Here is a 969-nt window from a genome sequence, read left to right on the forward strand (position 1 = left end):
GCACCTTGACCATCGTCGGCGATGGCCCGGTCGATCTGGTCAACACCGGCCTGGATCTTCCGAACGACGGGACGCCGCCGAGCGTGGCAAACCTGCTGGCGCTGGAGTTCGAGGGGCTTGCGGACGAAAAGTCGCTGGTGCCGGAGCGTTTGACGCTCGACGGTAGCCACACCGACGCCATCGCGGCTTTCTGGATCCAGCTCGATCAGAATTACGTCGGTGCGGGCGACTATTACGACCTGGAGATCAACACCTCCTTCGCCTATCTGGGCAACGACTACGCAGCCTACCTGCGGGCCGGCGGCGAGCCGTTGCTGGATCTGGTGAAGGTGCCGGACGGCCGGCAGCAGACGCTGCACGACAATCTGCTGGGCAACCTGGGCGACGGGCCGATCACCAGCCGCTTTCTCAATCAGGGTCAGGACGATCCGCGCACCGAGGCGGGCGACTCTTTCGGCGATCGCCCCTTCCATAACGGCAACGTCGATGCCGATGGACAGTACGATGCCGAGGACGTCTCGGCGGTGGTCGGCTGGGATCTGGCCAACGGCGTGACCTATCCCGACGATCTGCCGGGGCCCTACGCGGTGCTGGACGGCGCCAACAGCCTGAGCGGCGGTGCGGGCACCGACTTCTTCTTCGGCGGCGGCGGCGACGACGTGATCGACGGCGGCGCGGGCGAAGACGTCGCGGCCTATCGCGGCGGCCGGATGGACTACGACCTCTCGGCCCAGGCCGATGGCGGCGTGACACTGACGGACGGCAACACGGCCAATGGGGACGAGGGTCGCGACAGCCTGACGAACGTCGAGCGACTGGCCTTCTCCGACGGGACCGTCAGTTTCGAGGCACAGCTCCAACGGGCTGTCGCGGAAAACGATGGCGGCGGTACAGATGGGTTCCACCCGGGCAGCGGCAATTCCGACACCGACTTCGTCATCCACGACAACACGGAAGTGGGAATCGAGG

Annotated in this window: 1 pseudogene; it reads left to right on the forward strand. The window is 66.2% G+C overall.

Annotated features, from left to right (window positions below):
• Positions 1–969 (forward strand): annotated as a pseudogene (locus DBZ32_RS21930) (hypothetical protein); the annotation flags it as partial.

Origin of the sequence: Algihabitans albus, from assembly GCF_003572205.1 — a bacterium.
In the GTDB taxonomy this organism is placed as follows: Bacteria; Pseudomonadota; Alphaproteobacteria; order Kiloniellales; family DSM-21159; genus Algihabitans; species Algihabitans albus.